At 60.2% G+C, this 16,266-nt stretch carries 15 protein-coding genes; 14 read left to right on the top strand and 1 reads right to left on the bottom strand.

What is annotated here, in order from left to right:
• The first annotated feature begins 124 nt into the window (after positions 1–124).
• The 11 genes from ffh to AD663_RS21855 all read left to right on the top strand — a co-directional run bounded on the left by ffh (position 125) and on the right by AD663_RS21855 (position 10,682).
• Complete coding sequence (gene ffh / locus AD663_RS21910) at positions 125–1,501, top strand: signal recognition particle protein (protein ID WP_003185075.1); 1,377 nt, start codon at positions 125–127, stop codon at positions 1,499–1,501.
• Between the two features lie 250 nt (positions 1,502–1,751).
• Entirely contained in the window at positions 1,752–2,003 is a 252-nt protein-coding gene (gene rpsP / locus AD663_RS21905) for a 30S ribosomal protein S16 (RefSeq protein ID WP_003185073.1), read from the top strand.
• Between the two features lie 5 nt (positions 2,004–2,008).
• Positions 2,009–2,545: a ribosome maturation factor RimM gene (gene rimM / locus AD663_RS21900; RefSeq protein ID WP_003185069.1), complete on the top strand. Its 537-nt coding sequence runs from the start codon at positions 2,009–2,011 to the stop codon at positions 2,543–2,545.
• Entirely contained in the window at positions 2,527–3,300 is a 774-nt protein-coding gene (gene trmD / locus AD663_RS21895; protein WP_170845966.1) for a tRNA (guanosine(37)-N1)-methyltransferase TrmD, read from the top strand. Before rimM ends, trmD begins: the two co-directional genes overlap by 19 nt.
• Positions 3,301–3,345: 45 nt before the next feature.
• Entirely contained in the window at positions 3,346–3,696 is a 351-nt protein-coding gene (rplS, locus tag AD663_RS21890) for a 50S ribosomal protein L19 (protein ID WP_003175895.1), read from the top strand.
• Between the two features lie 134 nt (positions 3,697–3,830).
• Positions 3,831–4,727 (top strand): site-specific tyrosine recombinase XerD, encoded by an 897-nt coding sequence (gene xerD / locus AD663_RS21885; RefSeq protein ID WP_003185064.1) that lies wholly within the window; start codon positions 3,831–3,833, stop codon positions 4,725–4,727.
• A 308-nt stretch (positions 4,728–5,035) separates the two neighbouring features.
• On the top strand, positions 5,036–5,767 hold the full coding sequence (gene dsbC / locus AD663_RS21875; RefSeq protein ID WP_003185063.1) for a bifunctional protein-disulfide isomerase/oxidoreductase DsbC: 732 nt from the start codon (positions 5,036–5,038) through the stop codon (positions 5,765–5,767).
• 131 nt (positions 5,768–5,898) lie between these two features.
• A complete protein-coding gene (locus AD663_RS21870) occupies positions 5,899–7,203 on the top strand; it encodes a homoserine dehydrogenase (protein WP_003185061.1) in 1,305 nt (434 codons plus the stop codon).
• A gap of 104 nt (positions 7,204–7,307) precedes the next feature.
• Positions 7,308–8,717, top strand: coding sequence for a threonine synthase (gene thrC, locus AD663_RS21865; protein WP_003185059.1), 1,410 nt, complete (start codon positions 7,308–7,310; stop codon positions 8,715–8,717).
• Positions 8,718–8,837: 120 nt separating this feature from the next.
• Positions 8,838–10,208, top strand: a complete 1,371-nt coding sequence (locus AD663_RS21860) for a transporter substrate-binding domain-containing protein (protein ID WP_003185058.1) — start codon at positions 8,838–8,840, stop codon at positions 10,206–10,208.
• Between the two features lie 186 nt (positions 10,209–10,394).
• A complete protein-coding gene (locus tag AD663_RS21855; RefSeq protein ID WP_033046253.1) occupies positions 10,395–10,682 on the top strand; it encodes a DUF3509 domain-containing protein in 288 nt (95 codons plus the stop codon).
• Between the two features lie 331 nt (positions 10,683–11,013).
• Here the strand turns inward: AD663_RS21855 and AD663_RS21850 are convergent, their stop codons facing one another.
• Positions 11,014–12,213, bottom strand: coding sequence for a CaiB/BaiF CoA-transferase family protein (locus AD663_RS21850; protein ID WP_003185054.1), 1,200 nt, complete (start codon positions 12,211–12,213; stop codon positions 11,014–11,016).
• 147 nt (positions 12,214–12,360) lie between these two features.
• Here AD663_RS21850 and AD663_RS21845 point away from each other — a divergent pair, with 147 nt between their 5' ends.
• From AD663_RS21845 to AD663_RS21835, 3 genes are all read left to right on the top strand, one after another.
• Positions 12,361–12,903, top strand: a complete 543-nt coding sequence (locus tag AD663_RS21845; protein WP_003185052.1) for a YaeQ family protein — start codon at positions 12,361–12,363, stop codon at positions 12,901–12,903.
• A 63-nt stretch (positions 12,904–12,966) separates the two neighbouring features.
• On the top strand, positions 12,967–14,676 hold the full coding sequence (gene recJ, locus AD663_RS21840) for a single-stranded-DNA-specific exonuclease RecJ (RefSeq protein WP_003185050.1): 1,710 nt from the start codon (positions 12,967–12,969) through the stop codon (positions 14,674–14,676).
• A gap of 206 nt (positions 14,677–14,882) precedes the next feature.
• On the top strand, positions 14,883–15,989 hold the full coding sequence (locus AD663_RS21835) for an NADH:flavin oxidoreductase/NADH oxidase (protein WP_003185048.1): 1,107 nt from the start codon (positions 14,883–14,885) through the stop codon (positions 15,987–15,989).
• The last annotated feature ends 277 nt before the right edge of the window (positions 15,990–16,266 follow it).

Raw genomic sequence — 16,266 nt, 5'->3', positions numbered from 1 at the left:
GGTGTACGTAGCACGCTTCTTCGCTATAATCCGCGACCTGCCCACGCCGCAGGCTCGCCGAGCACATTTTTCACGGTCTGGGCCGCCATTATCCCGGTCTTATCTGGGCCTGAAAGGATCGCGCATGTTTGAAAACCTAACCGACCGTCTCTCGCAGACGCTGCGCCATGTTACCGGCAAGGCGAAACTGACCGAGGACAACATCAAAGACACCCTGCGCGAAGTGCGCATGGCGTTGCTCGAAGCCGACGTCGCCCTGCCGGTGGTCAAGGACTTCGTCAATTCGGTCAAGGAACGCGCCGTCGGCACTGAAGTGTCGCGCAGCCTGACGCCGGGCCAGGCGTTCGTGAAAATCGTCCAGGCCGAGCTCGAAAGCCTGATGGGCGCCGCCAACGAAGACCTCAACCTGAGCGCCGTGCCACCTGCCGTGGTGTTGATGGCCGGCCTGCAAGGTGCGGGCAAGACCACCACCGTCGGTAAGCTGGCGCGCTTGCTCAAGGAGCGCAAGAAGAAGTCGGTGATGGTGGTGTCTGCGGACATCTACCGCCCGGCGGCGATCAAGCAGCTGGAAACCCTGGCCAACGACATCGGCGTGACGTTCTTCCCGTCCGACCTGAGCCAGAAGCCGGTGGACATCGCCCAGGCGGCTATTAAGGAAGCGAAGCTCAAGTTCATCGACGTGGTCATTGTCGATACCGCCGGTCGCCTGCACATCGATGAAGAGATGATGGGCGAGATCAAGGCGCTGCATGCCGCGATCAATCCGGTGGAAACCCTGTTCGTGGTCGACGCCATGACCGGCCAGGACGCGGCCAACACCGCCAAGGCCTTCGGTGATGCCCTGCCGCTGACCGGCGTGATCCTGACCAAGGTCGACGGCGATGCCCGTGGCGGTGCCGCACTGTCGGTCCGCGCCATCACCGGCAAGCCGATCAAGTTCATCGGTATGGGCGAGAAGAGCGAAGCGCTCGAGCCGTTCCACCCCGAGCGTATCGCCTCGCGTATCCTGGGCATGGGCGACGTGCTCAGCCTGATCGAGCAGGCCGAACAGACCCTCGACAAGGACAAGGCCGACAAACTGGCCAAGAAGCTGAAGAAGGGCAAGGGCTTCGATCTCGAGGATTTCCGCGACCAGTTGCAACAAATGAAGAACATGGGCGGCCTCGGCGGCCTCATGGACAAACTGCCGAACATCGGCGGCGTGAACCTGGCGCAGATGGGCAACGCCCAGGGCGCGGCTGAAAAGCAGTTCAAGCAGATGGAAGCCATCATCAACTCCATGACCCCGGCCGAGCGCCGCGACCCTGATTTGATCAGTGGTTCGCGCAAGCGCCGTATCGCCATGGGGTCGGGCACCCAGGTGCAGGACATCGGTCGCTTGATCAAGCAGCACAAGCAGATGCAGAAGATGATGAAGAAATTCTCCGCCAAGGGCGGGATGGCCAAGATGATGCGCGGCATGGGCGGCATGTTGCCCGGCGGCGGCATGCCGAAAATGTAAAGAATCTGCGCCGGCTGTCATGCCGGCGTTGCCCCGCACGGATGCGGGGATCTCCAGCAAACCCGTGCTGCACGGGAGCTGACCTGCCGTTTTCATGACGGCTCTATGGCAAATCTTGATTGCATGGCGCCAGGCGCCGGAAAAAGACATTTGCAAAAGTCCGGATATTCCTTAGAATATGCGGCCTTTCGGGCACCTATGCCCGCTGTGCATTTAGATTTGCAGCACCGACTACAGGAACGATGTTCACATGCTAACAATCCGTCTTGCCCTTGGCGGCTCCAAAAAGCGCCCGTTTTACCACCTGACCGTAACCGACAGCCGCAATCCGCGTGACGGTTCCCACAAGGAACAGGTTGGTTTCTTCAACCCTGTTGCCCGTGGTCAGGAAATCCGTCTGTCCGTGAACCAAGAGCGCGTAGCCTACTGGCTGAGCGTTGGTGCACAACCTTCTGAGCGCGTTGCTCAGTTGTTGAAGGAATCGGCTAAGGCTGCGGCCTGAGCAATATGAACGCGACGCCAAAAGATGCTGATGATTTGATCGTTGTTGGCAAGATTTATTCTGTTCATGGCGTTCGCGGCGAAGTGAAGGTGTATTCCTTTACTGATCCGATCAAAAACCTGTTGGACTACAAAACCTGGACGCTCAAGCGCGAAGGCAGCGTGAAACAGGTTGAGCTGGTCAGCGGACGTGGGAACGACAAGTTCCTGGTCGCAAAGCTCAAGGACCTCGATGATCGTGAAGAAGCGCGTCTTCTGGCCGGTTACGAGATCTGCGTGCCACGCAACCTGTTCCCTGAACTGACCGACGGCGAGTACTACTGGTACGAGCTTGTAGGTCTGAAGGTCATCGACCACCTCGGGCAATTGCTCGGGAAAATCGATCACCTGCTCGAGACCGGTTCGAACGATGTCATGGTGGTCAAGCCTTGCATCGGCAGCCTGGATGATCGCGAACGCCTGTTGCCCTATACCGAGCAATGCGTGTTGGCCGTCGACCTCGAGGCTGGCGAGATGAAGGTGGAATGGGATGCGGATTTCTAAACGTGGCTAATTTGCGCGTTGAAGTCATCACATTGTTTCCTGAGATGTTTTCCGCCATCAGCGAGTACGGCATAACCAGCCGCGCGGTGAAACAGGAGCTGTTGCAGCTCACCTGTTGGAATCCGCGGGACTACACCACGGATCGACATCACACTGTGGACGATCGCCCGTTTGGCGGTGGTCCGGGCATGGTGATGAAGATCAAGCCCCTGGAAGATGCGCTGGTTCAGGCCAGGACTGCAGCCGGGGAGGGTGCGAAGGTGATCTACCTGTCGCCCCAAGGCCGCCAACTGACTCAGTCGGCGGTACGCGAGCTGGCGAATTCGGATGCATTGATCCTGATTGCCGGCCGTTATGAAGGCATTGACGAGCGTTTCATTGAAGCTCATGTCGATGAAGAGTGGTCGATTGGCGACTATGTACTGTCTGGCGGCGAGCTGCCGGCGATGGTCCTGATCGATGCGGTTACACGACTGCTGCCTGGAGCTTTAGGGCATGCAGATTCCGCCGAGGAAGATTCCTTTACGGATGGTCTGCTGGATTGCCCGCACTACACCCGACCGGAGGTGTATGCGGATCAGCGTGTTCCCGACGTGTTGCTAAGTGGCAATCACGCGCACATCCGGCGTTGGCGTTTACAGCAGTCCCTTGGTCGGACCTATGAACGACGCGCCGATCTTCTGGAAAGCCGCTCGCTTTCTGGAGAAGAGAAGAAGCTGCTCGAGGAATACATCCGCGAGCGGGACGATAGTTAACAACGTATCGATGGTAAGTCCGACGACTTGCCTTAGGAGCACAGCATGACTAACAAAATCATCCTTGCACTCGAAGCAGAGCAGATGACCAAAGAAATCCCTACCTTTGCCCCGGGCGACACCATTGTCGTTCAGGTGAAAGTGAAGGAAGGCGACCGTTCGCGTCTGCAAGCGTTCGAAGGCGTTGTTATCGCCAAGCGTAACCGCGGCGTAAACAGTGCATTCACTGTTCGTAAAATCTCCAACGGTGTTGGCGTAGAGCGTACTTTCCAGACCTACAGCCCGCAAATCGACAGCATGGCAGTGAAACGTCGCGGTGACGTGCGTAAAGCCAAGCTGTACTACCTGCGTGACCTGTCCGGTAAAGCAGCTCGCATCAAGGAAAAACTGGCTTAAGTCCAGCTTCCGATGCAAAAAAAAGCAGCCTGCGGGCTGCTTTTTTGTTGCCTGCGATTTGGTCTTTGCGCACCCTGCCTGCTTTCGCTGTCCGTTTTCGATGCCGTGTGCACCGGCATCCTTCGTGAGTTTTTATGCCAGCCATCGATCATCCCCTGATAGACCAGTTCCTCGACGCCCTGTGGTTGGAAAAAGGCCTGTCCGATAACACCCGCGGTGCCTATCGCAGCGATCTGGCGCTGTTCAATGGCTGGTTGCAGGAAAAAAACCTGGAACTGGTCAATGCCGGGCGTGAGTTGATTCTCGATCACCTGGCGTGGCGCCTGGAGCAGAACTACAAGCCTCGCTCGACTGCGCGATTTCTCTCCGGCTTGCGTGGGTTTTACCGTTATTTGCTGCGGGAAAAACTCATCGCCGTGGATCCGACCCTGCGGGTGGAAATGCCGCAACTGGGGCGCCCGCTGCCCAAATCCCTGTCGGAAGCCGATGTCGAGGCGTTGCTGGCGGCGCCGGACCTCAGCGAAGCCATCGGCCAGCGCGACCGGGCCATGTTGGAGGTTTTGTATGCCTGCGGCCTGCGTGTCACCGAGTTGATCAGCCTGACGCTGGAGCAGGTCAACCTGCGCCAGGGCGTGCTGCGGGTGATGGGCAAGGGCAGCAAGGAGCGCCTGGTGCCGATGGGGGAAGAGGCGATCGTCTGGGTCGAACGTTATATGCGCGACGCCCGCCACGAACTGCTGGGTGGGCGCCCCAGCGATGTATTGTTCCCCAGCCTGCGCGGCGAGCAGATGACCCGCCAGACCTTCTGGCATCGCATCAAGCACCAGGCCAAGGTCGCCGGCATCAACAAGTCCCTTTCGCCCCACACCCTGCGCCATGCCTTCGCCACACACCTGCTCAACCACGGCGCCGACCTGCGGGTGGTGCAGATGTTGCTCGGCCACAGCGACCTGTCCACCACCCAGATCTACACCCATGTCGCCCGGGCGCGGTTGCAGGACTTGCACGCCAAGCATCATCCGCGTGGCTAGGCGGTGCATCGCTTTTTGTGGCGAGGGAGCTTGCTCCCGCTCGACTGCGCAGCAGTCGCTCATGGAACACCCCCGTTTTTCTGGAGGTTCGTGGTGTCAGGCTCCAGGGCCGCTACGCGCCCCAGCGGGAGCAAGCTCCCTCGCCACCAAGTTCCTGGGCCTCGTGCATTGGGTGCTGTCTTGCGTCAGCGACATTCGGCCACGCGGACCTTATGTGGTAGGCTTTGCCGGTTTGCACAGTGGGCGGCTGGAACCCGATTCTGCGGGTCGGCGTTTCCCCGTCCCATTTGTTCGCCTCAGGAGTTCCCATGCGTTTGATCCAGATGTTCACCGCCGCCGCCATCGCGTTGGCCAGTACTTTTGCCATCGCCGACGACGCGGCGGACAAGGCTATCCGCAAGAGCCTGGAAAACCTTCAGCTCGAAGTGCCCATCGAAACCATCTCGGCCAGCCCCATGGCCGGCCTGTATGAGGTCAAGCTCAAGGGCAGCCGCGTGCTTTACGCCAGCGCCGACGGCCAGTACATCGTCCAGGGCAACCTGTTCGAGCTCAAGGACGGCAAGCCGGTCAACCTCACCGAAATGACCGAGCGCCAGGGCATTTCCAAGTTGATCAACGGCATTCCAGTCGCTGAAACCGTGGTCTATCCGGCAGTGGGCGAAACCAAGTCCCACATCACCGTGTTCACCGACACCACCTGCCCGTATTGCCACAAGCTGCACGCCGAAGTGCCGGAGCTGAACAAGCGCGGCATCGAAGTGCGTTATGTTGCGTTCCCGCGCCAGGGCCTTGGCTCGCCGGGTGACGAGCAATTGCAGGCGGTCTGGTGCTCCAAGGACAAGAAAGCGGCCATGGACAAGATGGTTGACGGCAAGGAAATCAAGGCCGCCAAATGCGAGAACCCGGTTTCCAAGCAGTTCGCCCTCGGCCAGTCGATTGGTGTGAACGGTACGCCGGCCATCGTATTGGCTGACGGTCAGGTGATACCGGGCTATCAGCCGGCGCCACAAGTCGCCAAACTGGCCCTTGGCGCGAAATGATCATGGGCGATCCGCTTTTGAAGATCACGGCTCGGCGAAACCTTCGTCGGGCCGTTAAACACAAAGTCGCGTAGCTGCGCGGCTGTATTTCACGGCCGACCTTGCGTCGGCCGTTTCATGGGGAGTCAAGAGTGAATCCGGTCAAAGTAGGCATCTGTGGGTTAGGTACCGTCGGTGGCGGCACCTTCAACGTACTTCAGCGTAACGGCGAGGAAATTGCTCGTCGTGCCGGGCGTGGGATCGAAGTGGCACAAATTGCCATGCGCACGCCAAAGCCTCAGTTCCAAACGACCGGTATTGCGATTACCAACGATGTATTCGAAGTGGCCACGAACCCTGAGATCGACATCGTCATAGAGCTGGTCGGCGGCTACACCGTCGCCCGCGAGCTGGTACTCAAGGCCATCGAGAATGGCAAGCATGTGGTCACCGCGAACAAGGCGCTTATCGCTGTTCACGGTAATGAGATTTTCGCCAAGGCCCGCGAGAAGGGCGTGATCGTGGCTTTCGAAGCCGCCGTGGCCGGTGGCATCCCGGTGATCAAGGCGATCCGCGAAGGCCTGTCGGCCAACCGCATCAACTGGGTGGCCGGGATCATCAACGGCACCGGCAACTTCATCCTCACCGAGATGCGCGAGAAGGGTCGCACCTTCGAAGACGTTCTTGCCGAAGCCCAGGCCCTGGGCTACGCAGAGGCTGATCCGACGTTCGACGTGGAAGGCATCGACGCGGCACACAAGCTGACGATCCTGGCGTCCATTGCGTTCGGCATTCCGTTGCAGTTCGACAAGGCCTACACCGAAGGCATCACCAAACTGACCACCGCCGACGTGAACTACGCCGAAGCCCTGGGCTACCGCATCAAGCACCTGGGCGTGGCGCGCAGCACCGCCAGTGGCATCGAATTGCGCGTGCACCCGACATTGATCCCGGCCGACCGCCTGATCGCCAACGTCAACGGCGTGATGAACGCGGTGATGGTCAACGGTGATGCCTCCGGCTCGACGCTGTTCTACGGCGCCGGTGCAGGCATGGAACCGACGGCCTCTTCGGTGATTGCCGACCTGGTGGACGTGGTTCGCGCCATGACCTCGGACCCGGAAAATCGTGTGCCGCACCTGGCCTTCCAGCCGGACTCGTTGTCGGCTCACCCGATTCTTCCGATCGAAGCGTGCGAAAGCTCCTACTACCTGCGCATCCAGGCCAAGGACCATCCCGGCGTACTGGCCCAGGTGGCGAGTATTCTCTCGGAACGCGGCATCAACATCGAGTCGATCATGCAAAAGGAAGTCGAGGAACACGACGGCCTGGTACCGATGATCCTGCTGACCCACCGTGTGGTCGAGCAGCGCATCAATGACGCGATCACAGCGCTGGAGGCCCTGCAGGGCGTTGTTGGCCCAGTGGTCCGGATCCGCGTCGAACATTTGAACTAACGCAGCTACAAGCTACAAGCTACGAGCCACAAGTCAGAAGCCACCTCGCTTTTACTTGCAGCTTGTAGCTTACAGCTCGCAGCTCAAACCGAAGGTTTGCCCCTATGCGCTATATCAGCACCCGCGGCCAGGCACCGGCCCTGAATTTCGAAGATGTCCTCCTGGCCGGCCTGGCCACGGACGGCGGTCTTTATGTGCCGGAAAACCTGCCGCGCTTCACTCAGGAAGAAATCGCCTCCTGGGCCGGCCTGCCGTACCACGAGCTGGCGTTCCGGGTCATGCGCCCGTTCGTCACCGGCAGCATCCCGGACGCCGATTTCAAAAAGATTCTGGAAGAGACCTATGGTGTCTTTTCCCACGACGCCATCGCACCGCTGCGCCAGCTCAACGGTAACGAATGGGTGATGGAGCTGTTCCACGGCCCGACCCTGGCGTTCAAGGACTTTGCCCTGCAATTGCTGGGTCGCTTGTTGGACTACGTGCTGCAAAAGCGCGGCGAGCGTGTGGTGATCGTCGGTGCAACATCTGGCGACACCGGTTCGGCCGCCATCGAAGGCTGCAAGCACTGCGAGAACGTCGACATTTTCATCCTGCACCCGCACAACCGCGTTTCGGAAGTGCAGCGTCGGCAGATGACGACGATTTTCGGCGAGAACATCCATAACATCGCCATCGAAGGCAACTTCGATGACTGCCAGGAAATGGTCAAGGCCAGTTTCGCTGACCAGGGCTTCCTCAAGGGCACGCGGCTGGTGGCAGTGAACTCGATCAACTGGGCGCGGATCATGGCCCAGATTGTCTATTACTTCCATGCGGCCCTGCAGCTGGGCGGCCCGGCCCGTTCCGTGTCGTTCTCGGTGCCTACCGGCAACTTCGGCGATATCTTCGCCGGTTACCTGGCGCGCAACATGGGGCTGCCGATCAACCAATTGATCGTCGCCACCAACCGCAACGACATCCTGCACCGCTTCATGAGCGGCAACCAGTACGTCAAGGAAACGCTGCACGCCACGCTGTCGCCGTCGATGGACATCATGGTGTCGTCGAACTTCGAGCGCCTGCTGTTCGACCTGCACGGTCGCAACGGTGCGGCGATTGCCGGCCTGATGGACAGCTTCAAGCAAGGCGGTGGTTTCAGCGTCGAGCCTGAGCGCTGGACCGAAGCGCGCAAGCTGTTCGACTCCCTGGCGGTGGATGATGCGCAGACGTGCGAAACCATCGCCGAGGTCTTCGAGCAAAGCGGTGAACTGCTCGATCCGCACACGGCCATCGGCGTCAGGGCCGCTCGTGAATGCCGTCGCAGCCTGGACATCCCGATGGTGATCCTGGGCACGGCTCATCCGGTCAAGTTTCCGGAAGCAGTGGAGCAAGCGGGCGTAGGAAAAGCGCTTGAACTACCAGCACATCTTTCTGATTTGTTTGAGCGAGATGAGCGTTGCACCGTGTTGCCCAACGACCTGAAAGCCGTGCAGGCCTTTGTCAGTCAGCATGGCAACCGCGGCAAGCCGCTCTGAGCGCTGAAACCTGTCACATTTTGAAGCCCGTCTCCTGACGGGCTTTCTTGTTTCTGCATGCCAAACTGATCGGGTTTTCGCCCTTGGAGGCACGGGCGAGTCATCTCGAAGGAAGTGCAGATGTTGCTTTTTATCAAATGCAAACCAGCGCTGGGCTGGGTGATGTTCCTGGTCCTGATGCACTGGGCGCAGGGAGGAGGTGCAGCTCCATTGGTGGCCCTGGAATCGCCGCCATTGGAATCTGGCGAACCGCTGGCGCTGGATGCCGGGGAAGTGAAGTGGATCAAAGAGAACCCACATGTGATCGTGGCGTCGATGCAGTTTCCGTTGTACCTGTTCAAGAATGAAACCGGGCAGTGGGACGGGCTGAACCATGACATTCTTCAGCGCATCGGGCAGATGACCGGTCTTGCGTTCGTGCATCGGGAGTCGTTCTCCCCCGACCAGTTGCTGACGATGCTGGAGAATGGCGAGGCCGATATGACGACCCTGCTGGCGATGAACGATGAACGCCGGAACTTTCTCCATTTCAGCCATGCCTTTGGCGGGTCCGGCTGGGTATTTGTCGGTCGTGATGGGGAGTCGGCCCTCCATTCGCTGGAGCAATTGGAAGGCAAGGTCCTGGCATTGCCGGTGCGGCATGCGCTGGAGGCGGAAATCAGGCGCGACTACCCGGCCATCGAACTGCGCACGGTCAAGACCTATGGGGAAGCGCGGGCGCTGGTAGAAAGCCGTGAGGCCCACGCCACCATTGAAAATGAGACGGGCGTGCACCTGCATCCGGCGGGACAACTGCAAGTAGGAACGAGCCTTGAGGGCAAGTGGGAACCGGACTATCTGGCTGTGCGCCAAGACCTGACACCCTTGCTCAGTATCTTGAATAAAGCACTCGAGGCATTCCCTGCCGAGGAGATGCGTACGCTGCGCGCCAAGTGGATGTCGGGTATCGTCCCGACCCAGCCGCCTTCGCTTTGGCAGCGGATGTCCCAATGGGGCTACTGGTGCGTGACCGTGGTCGTATTGTTCGGGTTATTGTCACTCTTGTGGAACCGGCGCCTGCAAGCCCAGGTCGATCAGCGCCTCAAGGCCGAGACCGTCCTCAAGGACCAACTGATGCTTCAGAGGGCGCTGATGGATGCCATTCCCGATCCGATATTCATTCGTGACCTGGAAGGGCGCCTGATCATGTGCAACAAAAGCTACGAGGAACAGTTTGCGACCCGCTTTGAAAAACTGCGCGGTACGCGGCTGACCGATTGCGCGGGGTTTCCCCCGGCCACCGCCGAGCTGTTGCATGGGGAGGTGATGGAACAACTGCGAACCGGCCAGTCCCGATTCGCCGATCGGCAATTGATGTTCAGCAGTGGATTACGGGAAATCTATCACTGGTCGGTGCCCTTCTACGGGGCCGACGGGCAGTTGCGCGGCCTGTTGGGAGGCTGGGCCGATGTCGGGCGCCGCTGGCGTCGTTCCGACCGATTCCTGGCCTGACGCAGGCATTCGCTACGAAACTGCATCCTGCGAAGGCGGTTGTTTGCCTGTCATATTGCACGCGCATGCTCGGTTGTACGGGTTCGATGTGTATCGGTTCGGTGCGCTGACGAACTTTCTGCTGCGGCCCACGGTCACTTACTGTGTACATGCAGTTGTTTTTTCAGACTATTGAAGGGTGAGCGAATGGAAAGTATCAGCCTATTGCTGGGTGAGGCTTTGAGCCCGTATCAGGTCACGCTGACCCCCTCCGTTGCTAAGGGCCAATGTCTGGTGACGCTCAGGAATGCCGCTGGGGCCATCGTGGTCGAGCGCGTATTCAATCAGGCCCAATTGAGCGACAAGCGACAATTGACGGACGTAGTCGATGGCCTGCATCGCGATGTGCTGATTGCCGAGGGTCGTCTGGAACCCTGTGTAATTGCGGCGCTGCGCAACCTGGCGGGCGACAAGGTCATGACCGCGGCGAATTGACTGCGGTTTGCTGGGAACCTTCCTACGCCTTAGTGAGTCAGACCTTTTACCAACAAGAGCAAGCATTGTGCTCCGGTGCTTGTCGCTTGTTGTACTGACCTGAAAAGTGGTCACGTTTAACCCCGAGTTGTCTCCCCACTTCTCGGGGTTTCTTTTTGTCCGGCGTTCAGGATTACCTCGCGCTCAAACTACTGAGCGGCGTTGAGTTTTTGTGGGAGCGAGCCTGCTCGCGATAGCGTCGGGACAGTCGAGTTGATGTTGCCTGACGCACCGCAATCGCGAGCAGGCTCGCTCCCACAGTGGATATGCGACGCAGATCTTATGGTGGGCATCAAATAGCCCCGTCGGTGCGCAGCTTGGCGATCTGCTGTGGATCGTAGCCAAGCTCGCCGAGTACCTGTGCGGTGTGTTCCCCCAGCGCCGGCCCGACCCATTCGGAAGTCCCTGGTGTGTCAGAAAGTTTCGGGACGATGCCCGGCATCTTGAACGCCTTGCCGTCCGGCAGCTTGGCCTGTAGGAACATTTCACGGGCGAGGAACTGTGGGTCGCTGAACATATCTTCGGCGCTGAAGATCCGACTGGCGGGTACGCCGGCCTGGTTCAACTGCTCTATGACGGCATCGAGTGGCAGCGAGTTGACCCAGCGATCGATGACGCCATACAGCTCGTCGCGCCGGCTGTCGCGGCCGTCGTTGCTTGCCAACTGCGGGTCACTGGCCAAGTCGTCACGGCCGATGATCTGCATGAAGCGCTTGAAGATCGCGTCGCCGTTGGCGCCAATTTGCACATGCTTGCCGTCGGCGCTGGTGTGGATCGACGACGGAGTGATACCAGGCATGATGTTGCCGGTGCGCTCGCGGATGAAGCCGAACACGTCGAACTCCGGCACCATGCTTTCCATCATGGCGAAGATCGCTTCGTACAAGGCCACATCCACTACTTGCCCGGTTCCGCCGTTGACCTCGCGGTGACGCAAGGCCATGAGTGCGCCAATCACGCCCCAGAGGGCGGCGATGGAGTCGCCGATGGAGATGCCAGTGCGCACGGGCGGCCGATCTTCAAACCCGGTGATGTAGCGCAGGCCGCCCATGGATTCGCCCACCGCACCAAACCCGGGCTGGTCCTTCATCGGCCCGGTCTGGCCAAAGCCTGAAAGCCGCACCATGACCAGCTTCGGGTTCAGCGCGTGGAGGACATCCCAGCCCAGGCCGAGCTTTTCCAGCACGCCGGGGCGAAAATTCTCGATCAGGATGTCGGCTTCGCCAATCAGCTGTTTCAGGATCGCCAGGCCTTGCGGGTGTTTCAGGTTCAGGGTCAGGGATTTCTTGTTGCGGGCCTGGACGAACCACCACAAGGAAGTGCCTTCATACAACTTGCGCCACTTGCGCAGCGGATCGCCGCCGTCGGGGGATTCGACCTTGATCACCTCGGCACCGAATTCACCGCAGATGCGCGAGGCAAAAGGCCCGGCGATCAAGGTGCCGAGTTCGATGACTTTGACGCCCGCAAGGGGTTTGGCAGTTAGCGACATGACAGATCCTGTAGGACAAAAGCGAAACGAGTAGAGCGTTTTATCATAGGCCGCTGTCAGTCGCCGCAGGTTGATGGTCGGCAATTCGTGGATTGCCCGCGTCATCGGTTAGACTTGCCGCCTTTCCTCGTATCAAGAAGCCCGTTCATGGCCCAGCCGTCCACGACCTACAAGTTTGAACTGAACCTCACCGACCTCGACCGCAATGTGTATGAGAATGTGAAGCAGACCATTGCCCGTCATCCGTCGGAAACCGAGGAGCGCATGACCGTGCGCCTGTTGGCCTATGCCTTCTGGTACAACGAGCTGCTGGCATTCGGCCGTGGTCTGTCAGACGTCGATGAACCTGCTCTGTGGGAAAAAAGTCTGGACGACCGTGTGCTGCATTGGATCGAAGTCGGCCAGCCCGATGCCGATCGCCTGACCTGGTGCTCGCGCCGCACCGAGCGCACCAGCCTGTTGGCCTATGGCAGCCTGCGGGTATGGGAAGGCAAGGTGATTCCAGCGGTGAAGAATCTGAAAAACGTCAACATCGCCGCCGTGCCCCAGGACGTGCTGGAAATCCTGGCCCAGGACATGCCGCGTGTGATCAAGTGGGACGTGATGATCAGCGAGGGTACTATTTTCGTGACTGATGATCGTGGCCAGCATGAAGTCCAGTTGCAATGGCTGCTGGGCGAGCGTGGTTGAGCTGCCGCCCCGGCACTTAATGAGCTGCACAATTAAATTTTTCAGAGAAATGTCCGTCCCCCCATGCGCATAGAACCCCGCCAACTGCCCGACACCCTGCCATTTCTCGGTGACCTGCCGCCGCTGTTGACCCGCCTGTATGCGGCGCGCGGCGTGCAGTCCGAGGCTGAACTGGACAAGAGCCTGGCGCGCTTGATTCCTTATCAGCAGCTCAAGGGCATCGACGCGGCGGTGGACCTGCTGGTGGTCGCGCTGGAGCAGCGTCAGCGGATCCTGATCGTCGGTGACTTCGATGCCGACGGCGCGACGGCGAGCACCGTGGGCATGCTGGGCCTGCGCTTGCTGGGTGCGGCCCATGTCGACTATCTGGTGCCTAACCGTTTCGAATACGGCTACGGACTGACGCCGGAAATCGTCGAAGTCGCGCTGACCCGCGAGCCACAGTTGCTGATTACCGTGGATAACGGCATTTCCAGCGTGGAAGGCGTGGCGGCGGCGAAAGCGGCGGGGCTCAAGGTGCTGGTCACCGACCACCACTTGCCGGGCCTCGAATTGCCGGCGGCCGATGCCATCGTCAATCCGAACCAGCCGGGCTGTGATTTCCCGAGCAAGGCGCTGGCGGGTGTCGGGGTGATTTTTTACGTGCTGATGGCGCTGCGGGCGCGTCTGCGCAGCCTGGGCTGGTACGCCAGCAAACCCCAGCCGAACATCGGCGAGCTGCTCGATCTGGTGGCCCTGGGCAGCGTCGCCGACGTGGTCCCGCTGGACGCCAATAACCGGATCCTGGTGCACCAGGGGCTGGAACGGATTCGCGCGGGACGGGCCCGTCCCGGTATCAAGGCAATTCTGGAAGTGGCCAAGCGCGATCATTCGCGTATCACGTCCACCGACCTCGGGTTCATCCTCGGCCCGCGCCTGAACGCGGCAGGGCGCCTGGATGACATGAGCCTGGGCATCGAATGCCTGCTCACCGATGACGTGGCCCTGGCGCGGGAGATGGCCGCGCAACTGGACGGCATGAACCAGGACCGCAAATCCATCGAGCAAGGCATGCAGCGCGAGGCCTTGGCCCAGCTCAAGGACCTGCCGGTGGAGTCGATGCCATTCGGCTTGTGCCTGTTCGATCCGCAGTGGCACCAAGGCGTGATCGGGATCCTCGCCTCGCGTATGAAAGAGCGCTATTTCCGGCCGACCATTGCCTTTGCCGATGCTGGCGACGGCCTGCTCAAGGGCTCGGGTCGCTCGGTAGCGGGGTTTCATATTCGTGACGCGTTGAGCGTAGTGGCGGCGCAGCATCCGACCCTGATCAGCAAATACGGAGGTCACGCCATGGCGGCGGGGCTGACGTTGCCGGAAGCTAACTTTCCCTTGTTCGCCGAAGCGTTCGACGCGGAAGTGCGTCGGCAGATGCGCGAAGAGGACCTGACCGGGCGGCTGTTGTCGGACGGCACGTTGGCGGTGGAGGAATTTCACCTGGAGCTGGCCCGGGCGTTGCGCCATGCCGGACCCTGGGGCCAGCATTTCCCGGAACCGATGTTCCACGGCGTGTTCCAGCTGGTCGAACAGCGCGTGGTCGGCGAACGGCACCTGAAGGTAGTCCTCAAGAGCGAATGCGGCTCGGTGAAGCTCGATGGCATTGCCTTCGGCATTGACCGCGATATCTGGCCAAACCCAACCGTGCGTTGGGTCGAATTGGCCTACAAGCTCGACCTCAACGAATTCCGCGGCCAGGAAACGGTGCAGTTGATGATTGCCCATATCGAACCGCGTTAAGCGCAGAATCTCGTCACGATGTCGGTTTTTAACTTCTGAACCCTTCCTCCTCCCAGGTTGTCGACTAGGCTCTAAGCACTGGTTGATAGCCCTTGTGACGTCTTGTCGAATTTCATTGCCCGCGGGGGCGGGTGTTGCACCTTTTGTCACTCGTCGACTTTTCAAACAGAACCCTGGAGCCTGCCCACTGATTCGAGAGGTGCCCCATGAGTCTGCTGCTGGAACCCTATACGCTTCGTCAATTGACCCTGCCCAATCGCATCGCGGTGTCGCCGATGTGCCAGTATTCGAGCGCCGACGGCCTGGCTAACGACTGGCATCTGGTGCACCTTGGCAGCCGCGCCGTAGGCGGCGCCGGCCTGGTGTTCACCGAAGCCACCGCCGTCACCGCCGACGGCCGTATCACCGCCCAGGACCTTGGGCTGTGGAACGACGAGCAGATCGAACCCTTGCAACGCATCACCCGCTTCATCACTGCCCAAGGGGCCGTGCCGGGTATTCAGCTGGCTCATGCCGGGCGCAAGGCCAGTACCTGGCGACCCTGGCTGGGCAAGCATGGCAGCGTGAAACCTGCGGACGGCGGCTGGGTTCCGGTCGGTCCATCACCCATTGCCTTCGATCCGCAACACACCCAGCCGGTCCAATTGGACGAAGGGCAGATCGCCGACGTGGTCCAGGCCTTCGTCGATTCGGCCAAGCGTGCCCTGACGGCTGGCTTCAAAGTGGTCGAGGTCCACGCCGCTCACGGCTACTTGCTGCATCAGTTCCTGTCTCCCCTGAGCAACCAGCGGCGCGATCAATACGGCGGCTCGTTCGAGAACCGCATCCGCCTGGTCCTGCAAGTCACCGAGGCGGTGCGAGCCGTATGGCCTGACGAATTGCCGGTGTTCGTGCGCGTCTCTGCCACCGACTGGGTCGAGGACGGCTGGAACCCGGATGAAACCGTAGAGCTGGCACGGCGATTCCGGGCCTTGGGGGTGGACTTGATCGATGTGTCGTCGGGCGGAACCGCGGCCAACGCCGAGATTCCCACTGGCCCGGGCTACCAGACGCGCTTTGCCGAACGGGTGCGCAAGGAGTCGGAAATCGCCACTGGCACCGTCGGCATGATTACCGAACCGGCCCAGGCCGAGCACATCTTGCGAACTTGCCAGGCCGATATCATTTTCCTGGCGCGGGAGTTGCTGCGTGATCCCTACTGGCCCCTGCACGCCGATGATGATTTGGGTGGACGCAAGGCCACGTGGCCGGCGCAATACCAACGGGCGACGCATCGGGACCAGCCGATTCATGAGTCTGATTTGCGCGATTGAGCAAGGCATAAAACAAAAAGCCCCGGCCGTGTTGGCCGTAATGCTGTTCACTTAAGGCAATCGACAACCCGTGGCGAGGGAGCTTGCTCCCGCTGGGCCGCGAAGCGGCCCCAAAACCTGCCAAATGCGGAGCATCAGACACACCGCACCCGCCGGTTTACGACTGCTTCGCAGCCGAGCGGGAGCAAGCTCCCTCGCCACAGGTCCATCATCCTTCTTAGATGAACAGCATTACGGTCGTGTTGGCCGGGGCTTTTGTTTGTCTGAAATCTATGGT

It is taken from the genome of Pseudomonas sp. Q12-87 (genome assembly GCF_001269755.1).
GTDB lineage: Bacteria > Pseudomonadota > Gammaproteobacteria > Pseudomonadales > Pseudomonadaceae > Aquipseudomonas > Aquipseudomonas fluorescens_S.
The sequence above is the reverse complement of the archived record's forward strand: the minus strand, read 5'-3'. Positions and strand labels throughout refer to the sequence as shown.

Bases quoted from the DNA above. Each gene is read 5' to 3' on its own strand.
- thrC (WP_003185059.1), top strand. From the start codon at position 7,308: ATGCGCTATATCAGCACCCGCGGCCAGGCACCGGCCCTGAATTTCGAA.
- AD663_RS21845 (WP_003185052.1), top strand. From the start codon at position 12,361: ATGGCCCAGCCGTCCACGACCTACAAGTTTGAACTGAACCTCACCGAC.
- rimM (WP_003185069.1), top strand. From the start codon at position 2,009: ATGAACGCGACGCCAAAAGATGCTGATGATTTGATCGTTGTTGGCAAG.
- AD663_RS21850 (WP_003185054.1), bottom strand. From the start codon at position 12,213: ATGTCGCTAACTGCCAAACCCCTTGCGGGCGTCAAAGTCATCGAACTC.
- rpsP (WP_003185073.1), top strand. From the start codon at position 1,752: ATGCTAACAATCCGTCTTGCCCTTGGCGGCTCCAAAAAGCGCCCGTTT.
- AD663_RS21855 (WP_033046253.1), top strand. From the start codon at position 10,395: ATGGAAAGTATCAGCCTATTGCTGGGTGAGGCTTTGAGCCCGTATCAG.
- ffh (WP_003185075.1), top strand. From the start codon at position 125: ATGTTTGAAAACCTAACCGACCGTCTCTCGCAGACGCTGCGCCATGTT.
- rplS (WP_003175895.1), top strand. From the start codon at position 3,346: ATGACTAACAAAATCATCCTTGCACTCGAAGCAGAGCAGATGACCAAA.
- trmD (WP_170845966.1), top strand. From the start codon at position 2,527: ATGGGATGCGGATTTCTAAACGTGGCTAATTTGCGCGTTGAAGTCATC.
- recJ (WP_003185050.1), top strand. From the start codon at position 12,967: ATGCGCATAGAACCCCGCCAACTGCCCGACACCCTGCCATTTCTCGGT.
- xerD (WP_003185064.1), top strand. From the start codon at position 3,831: ATGCCAGCCATCGATCATCCCCTGATAGACCAGTTCCTCGACGCCCTG.
- AD663_RS21835 (WP_003185048.1), top strand. From the start codon at position 14,883: ATGAGTCTGCTGCTGGAACCCTATACGCTTCGTCAATTGACCCTGCCC.
- AD663_RS21860 (WP_003185058.1), top strand. From the start codon at position 8,838: ATGTTGCTTTTTATCAAATGCAAACCAGCGCTGGGCTGGGTGATGTTC.
- dsbC (WP_003185063.1), top strand. From the start codon at position 5,036: ATGCGTTTGATCCAGATGTTCACCGCCGCCGCCATCGCGTTGGCCAGT.